We start from the raw sequence: 9,688 nt of genomic DNA, 5'->3' as shown, positions 1-9,688 counted from the left end.
TTACCTGCACGAGCAGGGGGGAGAGGTCGCCGTACTGAATCCACTGGTCATTAAGCGCTTCATTCAGATGCACTTGAGTAAAGGCAAAAGTGACCGCAAAGATGCGCAGTGGCTGTTGCGTTACGGCCAGCAGCAACCGGTAAAGGTCTGGCAGCCGGACGAAACGGTGCTGGTGGAATGTCGGCAGCTCGAACAGGTGAACGAGCAGCTGCTCAAGCAAAAAACGATGGTCAGTAATTCCCTGGAAGCCTTGCAGCGCCAACCGGTTATTAGTAAGCTCGCGCTAAAGCGCCTGCAACAGATGCTCAAAACCTTGACCCAGCAAGTAGCCCTGGTCGAGGCCGAGCTGCTGGCGCTGCTAGAACAGCGCTTTGCGGCCCAGATGACGCTGCTGTGTTCCATTCCCGGCATTGGTCGCAAAACGGCGGGCATGCTGCTGCTCTTTGCCGGCGGCTTCACGCACTTCGACAACTACCGCCAGGTGATTGCCCTGGCGGGTTTATCACCCCGCGAGCATACTTCCGGTACCAGCATCCGCGGCAAGGTGCGCATTACGAAGATGGGCGGGGGCTTAATTCGCGGCAAGCTCTTCATGTGCAGCTTCTCGGCTAAGAAAACGAATGCGGCCTGTGCGGCGCTCTTTGACCGACTGGTGGCCAAGGGCAAGAACAAGAAGCTGGCCCTGATTGCCGTCTGCAACAAGCTCCTCAAACAAGCCTTTGCCATCGTCAAATCGGGCGTGCCCTACCAAGCTGATTTCAGCTCAAAACTTGCGCCCACCGCTTGACTTTTAACATAGTTCATGTTAAGAGATTATTCCGGGAAACAAAAGGGAAGAATTTCACTCCCCCACTGCCCCCAAAATCCTGTTTGTCCAAGCCCGGGAAGGCACCTAGTTTCGAGTTTACGAAACTCATCCCCTCAGCACGTTTCGTAAACGTTGAATCGTAGACGAGTTTCTTAAACTCTCCCTGCCCTATTGGGGCCAGCTGGCCACCTAGTGCCGAGCTGCTGCTGGTCGTTCACGAAAAGGAGCGTTCAAGCAAAGGGCCCAACTGGCAAAAAGGGCCATCCGGGCCGTTTGCGCTGCGGGGCCCCGGTGGTTAGAACGACAGGTTGCTGAAGGTGCCGGACGTGAGGGTGCGCGTGCCGGTGGTGCCCGTGCCGCGGGGCTGGGCCACGGCGGTGAACGTGCCCCACACCCGGCGCGGGTTGGCGCTTACCGCCGTGATGGTGACGTAGCCAGAGCCCGCCGCCAGCGTGGTGTTCCACTCGGCGAAGTTGCTGCCCACGGCCTCCATCACCGTGATTTCCGAGGTGCTGCCCACTCCGCCGAAGGAGTAGGTGCGCGGGCCGGTCGGTACTTGGTCCAAGCTGATGGACACGGTGCGGCTGCTGCTGGAACCCTGGAGGACCAACGAGCCGGCCAAGACGTTGGCCGAGACCAGGGTGGCGGTGGCGGGGGCGCCGCCGACGGTGTAGGCGAAGCCGCTGCCCGAGCCGCCCGGCACGCTCGCGGTGACCGTAACCGGCGCGGCAGTAACCGTCTCGCCGGCCGCGACGGTTACGGTTTGCGGGGCCGGCGTGGCGAAGCCCGCGGCCGGTGTGTAGCTCAGCGTGTAGGTGCCGGGGGCCAGGGCGGCGAAGGCGTAGACGCCGCTGGCGTTGGGGGTGGCCGTAGCCGTGGTGGCCGGGGTACCGCCGCTGGTGGCCGTGACAGTGGTCACGGCGTTGGCCGGGGAAATCTGCCCGTTCACCATGCCGGTGGTGGGGGCCGGGTCTTTCTTCTTGTCGCCGCCGCACGCCGTCAGCAGCAAGGATGTGGCGGCGAAAAACGCCACGAAGAGAAAGTGGAAGAGGTGCTGCATGCGGGAGATAAAAAGGGGGCGCGGTAGGAAAGCCGCGAAGATAGGTGCCGGCTGGCGGAACCGCCCGCGGCACGAAGCCCCGGCCCCGCTGGAGCAAAACCACCCAGCGCCCGGCCCAGCACGCACACGCATTAGAGCAGGCAGAAGGCCATACCCAAGGCAAACCCCGTTCAGTGAAACGGTGATTTAAACAGCCGCTGACTTTCGGATAGGGTCCGATAAGGGCCCGCTATCGGCCCTTATTTGGTCTTGGGTTATTTCTTAACCAAGGCACTAAAAGACGTCATTTTCTTGCTTGTTACCTTTTACAAACGTTCGTCTGCAACATGTAAAATCGCAGTCTTATTGGCTACTTTATGAGCCTTAGCATGCTGTATTTTTCGTTTTCTGAGAAGCCCCCTATATAAGCGGCTCATGAATTTGATTCCGAGTTATGCTGCCCGAATAATCAAGCCAACGACTGTGAAAGCCCCGAGCAAACCAGTCGGCCAAAAAAGCAGCCCTGGTACAGCCAAGGCCTCCTTTCCACAGTTCAGCTTGAAACCGAATAAGCCATTAAGCCGCCGAGGCGTTGGCGCTCACGGCATTGCCGGCCAGCACGGCCTCGGCCTGGGCTACGTGCCGCTTGATGTGCACGACGAGGAATTCCAACTGGTCAGTCAGGCGCAGTAAAATCAGCGGAAACAAAGCGTTGGGAATACGGATGGCGTTGGCGTTGACCTGACGGGCCAGCAGAACCAGGCGCAACAACTCATCAATCTGGCGGCTGAAAACCTCCGCTACCGTGCGCGGCAGCCGCGTACCCGTGGGGGCATAGCGCTGGGGCGAATCGTAGGATTTGACGCTGGATGGCGTGCGCATAGCCTCAATAAATTTCTTGCCCAGGTAGCCCTGCTTGGCCACCAAAGCCGGCTTAGAGCCGTGCTCCTGCGCCCGCTTGATGCGGGCCGCGATGGTGGGCAAGTAGTAGCCGCCCACAATGTTGAGGTGCTCCAGGCACTGGCCGGCGCTCCAGCGGCTGGGGCTGGGCCGGCGGTTCAACTCCTCGGCACTCAGCGGGCGGAAGCGCTGCTGAGCCATGACCCGCAAAACCAACAGGTCAGTGGTCAGCTGGTCAAAAAAATCGGAGGTGGCACGGATGGCAGCAGGCATAAGCACAAGGGCTAACAAGACGTAAACATACTGTTTAACGGTCGATTATGAACAATATTTTATCCTTCTTCGTGGCCTGCAGCGCAGCATCCACGCCTTGTTCGGTATCTTGACCACATGGTAAAACAACGGTTTCGGAATCATAGTGCGCTGGCAGTCTTACTGGCAGCGCCGTTGAGCGGGGCATGGGCGCAGGCCGTACCCAACCCCGGCGAGCAGGTCGAAAGTCTGGTCACCTTCGGGGTACAGTCGGATAAACAGTGGGGCGACGACGACTTCAGCCAGACGTTCTTATTCCTCATCCCCGAAAAGTAGCGCACGCCCGCCTACATTCGGGTGTGGGACCCCGGCTGCGGCGGCAGGAACGACGACCTGAAGGGCAGCGCCAACACCACCACGTCGTTCAGCCTCTACGGCGGGGCGGGCACGTTAAGCGGCCCCCAGGCCCGCGCCCCGCGCCCCACCAACCCCAACCCCACCGGCCGCCTGCTCAAAAGCCAGACCTTCGACAGCGAGCCGCAGTACGACGGTAAGTGGTACACCTTCGGGCCGCTGAACCCGATGGAAGGCGAGCTGGTGGACGATTTTAAAGGCCACGTATTCAAACTGATAGTGCGTGGCCTGACCGGTAACGACGGCAACCTATACCGCTACTTCTTCAGCACGAGCCCCACCGCCAACGTGGCCGTGGAGGGCGGCAACGCCTTCACCTACGAGTACTGTTTCCGCCTGCCGGCCACGGCCAGCAAAACCACCGTCCACCTCTACCCTTTCGTGAATGACAAGGTGGTGAGCATCAAGCAAAGCAATTTCGACGCCGACAACGCCGCCTCACTCAACGTGTTCAGCGTGGCTAAAAACGGCCAGCCCGGCACCGTGAGCGGCGATGGCGAATGGACCAGCAGCGTGCTGCCCATTGCCGCCAAAGAGTACGGCCTCAGCCTCGATTTCCGGCTCACGTCGACCAAGCCCGCGCCCAACGACATGGTTTTTTACGTGACCGACCAGTACGAAACGGCTCTGCCTTTCTTCGCCATTCCGCTGGGCGGCCCGCCCCGGTACCAGTACGATATCAAGGTGAAAGTCCACCGTTAGAAGCCTATTGCAATAGACAACAAAAAGGACGGTCATGCTTCGACTGCGCGAACGCCAGATGAGCATGACCGTCCCTATTCGAGTAGGCTCTTGAGCCAACTGGTTACTGCTGTTACGCACTCTCCTTGTTAAAGCGCCTCGGGGGATGTAGCGCGGACTTTGTAGTCCGCGAGTCTGCGCCGCTACGACCAATAAACGGCGCAGACTCGCGGACTACAAAGTCCGCGCTACATCCTGCTGCGTAACAGCAGCTGGTTATTCCTCCCGGCCGGCGTTGCGCCGGGGCGCGCCGTGGTCGGCGTTGTTTTCTTCATCGGTAGCGCGGTTTTCCTCGCGGGCTTCCGCGCCGTAGTTCCGGGCGGTGTCTTCGCGCCGCTGGTCGCCTTTGGCCGGCGAGCCGGCGGTGCTGCCGGGCTGGCTGTCGTCGTAGGCATCATTGTAGGAGCCGCCGCGTGAGCCCAGTCCCTGGGCCGAGTCGCCGCTGGGAGCCTGCACGTAGCCGGTGCGCTCGTCGGGCGCGGGCTGTTCGGCACCAGCCGAGCGCGGGCCGGGCGTACCGGCCAGGTTGGTACTTTGGTCAGCCTGGGCGTCCGGCTGGCGGCCCTGGGCATCGGGGGCGCTTTGGGTGGGCAGGTAGTCTTCGGTTTGGTTGCGCTGGCCGGTTTCCGGGCCGGCAGTGGCGTTGCCAGTCTCTCCGCGCAGCGAGGTGTGGCCGTAGTCGTTGGCGTAGCCGCTATCGGGGCCGGGCACGGCGCCGTTGTCATTCTGGTTCGAGTTCGGCGCAAAGGCACCGGCGGTGGGGGCCGCGCCAGCTGCGAAGCCGTATTCGGTGCGGCTGTCGGGGCGCTCGTCGCGGCCTTCGTAGGCATTATTCTGGTGGCCGGGTGCGCCGGCACCGCCGTAGTACTGGTCTTCGGCCGAATTGCGGGGCTCGTAGTCGGCGGCCCGGTTTTGGTTGCCGAAACCGCCGTGGGTGGTGCCGCCCAAGTCCTGAGCCCCAAACTCGCCCCGGTTGGGGTCGCTGTCCTGATTTTCGCGGCGGGGCTGGTCATTAAAGCTCCCCTGGGTGCTGTTGCCAAAATTGCCGCCGTAGGTCCCGCTGCTTGGTTTCAGGCGCTCGGGGTTGGCTTCCTGGTTTTCGCGCGGGCCGCCCTGCTCGTCTATGGCACCATCGGCCATGCTCGTTTCGGCGGCCGCCAGGGCCTCACTCGATGCGGAAGCGGGGTGCGCAGTGGCGGCAGCGGGAGGCCCGCCGGGCAGGCCCGTGCCAGTACCGGGCCGGCCGGACTGGGCCGCGGTATTGCCCACGGGGCCATTGATGCGATTGCCCGCGATGTCGTTTTCCTCAGTATTCAGGTTGATGGGTTCGTTTTCCATGACGTGCAAAAGAATCGTGAGTGATGCCCTCAAGGGCTGTTAATTGCTATACGAGACGCTAACCCAGTGGTTTCCCCAGGCAATAGCATGCCGCTCAGGCAGACCAAGGCCAATAGTTCGGCAACGCAATTTTACCTTTGTGGGGCCGCGCCTTGCCGCTTCCCGCATGTACTTGCTACTTTGCAGGCCCACGGCTGCGCCAACGCAACGCTCAATTCCTATTTACCCCCCACTCCCAATGCCCATGCTTACCGGCACCGTTAAGTTTTTCGACGACACTAAAGGCTTCGGCTTCATTTTGGCCGACGACAATCAAGAAGAAATATTTGTGCATCAAACCGGCCTCATCCACGAAATTCAGGAAGGCGACCGGGTGCAATTCAACATCAAGGCTGGCAAGAAAGGCCCCAATGCCGTGGACGTTACCCGGCTGCAATAACGCCTTATAACCAAGTCGTTATTCATTACTTTAAGGTACGCAAAAGGTGGTGTTTACCAGCCCGTGCGCTGCTTTCCGAATTTGATTAAACGCGAAAAAGCCGTCTCTGCACCAGGTGCGGAGACGGCTTTTTCAGGATATCAGTCGGCTATTCTACTTCTTGCCAGCCTCGTGCCTGGCCACTCGAATACCCACGGCCATGAGGCCGGGCAGCTGGGCCTGGCGCATGTACTGCTCCAGCGTCAGGGTGTAGTTGCCGGGCGTGGCGAAGCGCTGCCGGGGCAGGGCCAGCAGCTGCATGTCGTAGATATCGCCGGTGCCGCTGCCCTTGGGCTCGCCGGTTTTGGGGTCCATCAGCAGCATCTGGTGCAGCAGCGGCGGCCCCACGGCACCTTTGGGGCCCGTCAGGCTATGCTTCACATAGAGGTTGTAGTAGCCGTAGGCCGAGGCGTGGCGCACGTTGAAATAGATGTCGTAGCGGGCGGCCGTGTCCTCAATGGCAAAGGTGAAGGCTGGCTTCTGCTGCACATCCCAGGAATACTGCGGAAAGTCGATATTCTGCTCAAATACGCGGTTGGGGTCGCAGGCCGTGAGCAGGCCCAACAGCCCGCCCAACAGCGCCACGCGCAATCTAAAATACTGATTCATAAAACTTAGCATTCAAAACCTGCACAATACGGACTTACGCGCCTGCCGGGGCAGGTGCGGGGCCGGATGCCGCCCCGCCTTCGCCCGCCCCGCCTTCGCCCGCGGGGCCCCGGCCCCCGCGCCGGTTACGGCCACCGCGCCGCTCGCCACCCTCGCGGGGGGGCCGGGGCTCGGTGCTGCCGTCAGCATTGGGCGGAGGGGTAGCCGCGGCATCGGGGCGGCGGGGGGCCTCGGAGCGGCGGTTGCGGCCGCTGCCTTCGGGCCGGGGCTCGCCGGCTTCGCCCTCGGGGCGGGGCGCATCGCCGCGACCGTTGCGGCCGTTGCGGCGGTTGAGAGGGCGGGCGGCGGCTCCGCGCCGGCCGCGCTGCTCGGGTGCATCGCCGCCGGCGGGCGCAATGCCTTCGGTGCTTTCGGAGCCTATGCTCACCATTTGCTCGGGGGGGCGGGGGCCACCGGGGGCCGCGCCGGCCGGACGGCGACCATCACGCGTGGGCCGGCCTTCGCGCGGCTCGCGGGGTGGGCGGGCTTCGCGGGGCTCCCGGGGGGCCTCGGGGCCGGGCGCAGCGCCGGGCGGGCGGGCGGCGCGGGGCTCGCGGCCTTCGCGCGGAGCGCGGGCTTCGGCCGGAGCACCTTCGCCCCGGGTTTTCTTGCGTTTGGAGCGTTTGGCACCCGACTTGATTTTGTCGTCGAGGCGGTCGAGTGAGCCTTCCACGATGGCCGACACTTCGGGCTCGGGCGCTTCCTCGCGGGGCGGCATCAGGCTTTCGATTTTCTCGCCGCGCTTGTTCATTTCCAGCAGTTCACGCACGCGGGAGGTGTCCAGCATCACCCAGTTGTTGTCGCCCTTGAAGGCAAACCACATGCGCCGGCGGAAGATGTCGGTTTTCTGCAAAAACGCCTCGCCCTTAGCCGTTTGCAGCGGGCGCTGCACCTGCGGAATATCCTTTAGGGCATCGAGGTAGGCGTCGAGCTCGTAGTTGAGGCAGCACTTGAGGCGGCCACACTGGCCGGCCAGCTTCTGGGGGTTCAGGCTCAGGTTCTGGTAGCGGGCGGCGGTGGTGCTCACCGTTTTAAAGTCGGTGAGCCAGGTAGAGCAGCACAGCTCTCGCCCACAAATTCCGATGCCACCGATGCGGCCGGCTTCCTGGCGCAGCGAAATCTGGCGCATCTCGACCCGCACCCGGAACTCGTCGGCCAGGCGGCGAATAAGCTCGCGGAAATCGACCCGGTCCTCGGCCGAGTAGTAGAACAGGGCGCGGGTGCGGTCGGCCTGATACTCCACGTCGCTCAGCTTCATGCGCAGGCGCAGCTCACTCACCATGGCCCGGGCCCGGAACATGGTGCCGGTTTCGAGGTCGCGCACGGCTTCCCAGCGCTGGTTGTCGTCGTCGGTGGCTACCCGCAGAATGTTGCGGATTTCCTTGGAGTCGGTGGGGATTTTCTTCTTGCGCATTTGCAGGCGCACCAGCTCGCCCTTCAGGCTTACGTGGCCCAGGTGCCAGCCCGAGCCGGCGGCATCTACCACCACGGCATCGCCGGTGACGAGGGGCAGGCGCAGGTCGTTGCGCATGAACTCCTTGCGGCCGCCCTTGAAGCGGATTTCTACGATATCGAACCCCGCGAAAGAGTCCGGCACTTCTACGTCCTGCAGCCAGTCGAATACATTGAGGCGGTTGCAGCCCCCGGTGCTACAGCCCCCGTTGGATTTGCAGCCGCCCGGCTTGGTGCCGCAGCCCCCGCCGGAAGAACATGATGAACAAGCCACTAGTCAGAAATTATATAGTTGAGGGGAAAATGTGTTTCCCGCGAAAGTTCGGTTACTAGCAAAGATACGCAAATCGGCTAGGCAGCTTCGGGTGCCCACAAGCCGCAAAGCTTGGCAGTAACCGCCCATCCAGCGAGCATCGGAAACATCCGATGAACCGGGCTTCCCGCCCAAGCCTGCCCCGGAAACTACGTACAAAATTTTGGCAAAACCACGTCATCGGGATAATCATAAATGTAGATTGGGTGAAGTGAATGCGTTTTTTTGAATTATTTTCAATTTTACTCCTAAATCATTGTTGTTGATTACATTTATTTTACTCTAATTGCACATATTCTTCAACAATTTCTCTCATCAACCAACCCCCAGAAGCTTATGAAACTGAGAAATATTCTCTCCACCGCCGCCCTCTGCACTGCTTCGGTGCTGGCGCTCTCGTCTTGCTCCAAGCAGCAGGAAACCGTAGCTCCCGCCGAAGATTCCATCTCCCAAACCGTCCTGAGCCAAATCAAGGACATGGGTCTGACTACGCAGGACATCAAGAAAGTGGACGGTGGCTACCTGGTGGAAGGTGATATCCTGATTACCCCCGAGAACCTGGCGGCCAAGCCCGAATACCAGATGCTGCGCGTGGGTGCCGAAGAGCAGTACCGCACCACCAACCTGGTGAGCGTGGGCTCGGGCCGTACCGTTTCCATCCGCGTTTCTACTTCGCTCCCGTCGGCCTACGTAACGGCTACCGACGAGCTGATTAGTCGCTACAACGCACAAAACCTGCTTATCCGCTTCACCCGCGTTACTTCGGGCGGCAACATCGTACTGACGGCTGCTCCTGCGGGCTCGGGCTACCTGGCCTCGGCCGGCTTCCCCTCCGGCGGCAACCCCTACAACCTGGTGCAGGTAAATTCCGGCGCTATTGGCACCGCCAACGCCAGCACGTACATCGCCACCATCCTGGCGCACGAGGTAGGCCACTGCATCGGCTTCCGCCACACCGACTACGCTGGCCGCCAGTATAGCTGCGGCGGTGCTGCCGTGAACGAAGGCGCCAGCACGGTAGGGGCCATCTACATTCCCGGCACGCCTACCGGCAACGACCCCAACTCCTGGATGCTGGCCTGCATCGGCAGCGGCGGCAACCGCCCCTTCAACACCAACGACATAACCGCTTTGCGCTACGTGTACTAGCCGACGCTTTTACTAGCACAACGCTCTGATAGTCAAAGACCCTGACTCTACCGAGCCGGGGTCTTTTAGCTTCCCGAAAAAATAGCTGAGTACTGCACGATGGTACTTATCACGTCTCTCTTCTTAGCGTCACCATTTCCCTGTTTTCAATTCCTC

Annotated in this window: 11 protein-coding genes and 1 pseudogene; 7 read left to right on the top strand and 5 right to left on the bottom strand. The window is 61.6% G+C overall.

Going from position 1 to position 9,688, the window contains the following annotated elements; genetic code table 11:
• Positions 1–4: 4 nt before the first annotated feature.
• A pseudogene (locus ABD819_RS21530) lies at positions 5–193 on the top strand (IS110 family transposase); the annotation flags it as partial.
• 108 nt (positions 194–301) lie between these two features.
• Positions 302–787, top strand: coding sequence for a transposase (locus tag ABD819_RS08865; RefSeq protein ID WP_345123220.1), 486 nt, complete (start codon positions 302–304; stop codon positions 785–787).
• A 316-nt stretch (positions 788–1,103) separates the two neighbouring features.
• Here the strand turns inward: ABD819_RS08865 and ABD819_RS08860 are convergent, their stop codons facing one another.
• A complete protein-coding gene (locus ABD819_RS08860) occupies positions 1,104–1,868 on the bottom strand; it encodes a carboxypeptidase-like regulatory domain-containing protein (RefSeq protein ID WP_345123218.1) in 765 nt (254 codons plus the stop codon).
• A gap of 555 nt (positions 1,869–2,423) precedes the next feature.
• Positions 2,424–3,020, bottom strand: coding sequence for a DinB family protein (locus tag ABD819_RS08855; protein WP_345123216.1), 597 nt, complete (start codon positions 3,018–3,020; stop codon positions 2,424–2,426).
• Positions 3,021–3,137: 117 nt separating this feature from the next.
• On the opposite strand from ABD819_RS08855, the gene ABD819_RS08850 reads away from it, so the two are divergent.
• Entirely contained in the window at positions 3,138–3,335 is a 198-nt protein-coding gene (locus ABD819_RS08850; protein ID WP_345123213.1) for a hypothetical protein, read from the top strand.
• Between the two features lie 21 nt (positions 3,336–3,356).
• A complete protein-coding gene (locus ABD819_RS08845) occupies positions 3,357–4,115 on the top strand; it encodes a hypothetical protein (protein ID WP_345123211.1) in 759 nt (252 codons plus the stop codon).
• A gap of 255 nt (positions 4,116–4,370) precedes the next feature.
• Here the strand turns inward: ABD819_RS08845 and ABD819_RS21525 are convergent, their stop codons facing one another.
• Positions 4,371–4,865, bottom strand: a complete 495-nt coding sequence (locus tag ABD819_RS21525; RefSeq protein ID WP_425553960.1) for a hypothetical protein — start codon at positions 4,863–4,865, stop codon at positions 4,371–4,373.
• Between the two features lie 201 nt (positions 4,866–5,066).
• Between ABD819_RS21525 and ABD819_RS21520 the strand changes: the two genes are divergently transcribed.
• Positions 5,067–5,516, top strand: coding sequence for a hypothetical protein (locus tag ABD819_RS21520; protein ID WP_425553959.1), 450 nt, complete (start codon positions 5,067–5,069; stop codon positions 5,514–5,516).
• A gap of 220 nt (positions 5,517–5,736) precedes the next feature.
• The gene (locus ABD819_RS08835; RefSeq protein WP_345123231.1) at positions 5,737–5,931 is read left to right on the top strand and encodes a cold-shock protein; all 195 of its coding nucleotides are present in this window, start codon (positions 5,737–5,739) and stop codon (positions 5,929–5,931) included.
• Between the two features lie 153 nt (positions 5,932–6,084).
• Here ABD819_RS08835 and ABD819_RS08830 read toward each other — a convergent pair whose 3' ends face one another.
• Together ABD819_RS08830 and ABD819_RS08825 are read right to left on the bottom strand one after the other, a co-directional pair.
• Positions 6,085–6,579, bottom strand: coding sequence for a gliding motility lipoprotein GldH (locus ABD819_RS08830; RefSeq protein WP_345123207.1), 495 nt, complete (start codon positions 6,577–6,579; stop codon positions 6,085–6,087).
• Positions 6,580–6,613: 34 nt separating this feature from the next.
• Positions 6,614–8,344, bottom strand: a complete 1,731-nt coding sequence (locus tag ABD819_RS08825; RefSeq protein ID WP_345123205.1) for a PSP1 domain-containing protein — start codon at positions 8,342–8,344, stop codon at positions 6,614–6,616.
• Between the two features lie 375 nt (positions 8,345–8,719).
• On the opposite strand from ABD819_RS08825, the gene ABD819_RS08820 reads away from it, so the two are divergent.
• Complete coding sequence (locus ABD819_RS08820) at positions 8,720–9,532, top strand: M57 family metalloprotease (protein WP_345123203.1); 813 nt, start codon at positions 8,720–8,722, stop codon at positions 9,530–9,532.
• The last annotated feature ends 156 nt before the right edge of the window (positions 9,533–9,688 follow it).

This window comes from Hymenobacter antarcticus (assembly GCF_039539545.1).
GTDB classification, from domain to species: domain Bacteria; phylum Bacteroidota; class Bacteroidia; order Cytophagales; family Hymenobacteraceae; genus Hymenobacter; species Hymenobacter antarcticus.
The sequence above is the reverse complement of the archived record's forward strand: the minus strand, read 5'-3'. Positions and strand labels throughout refer to the sequence as shown.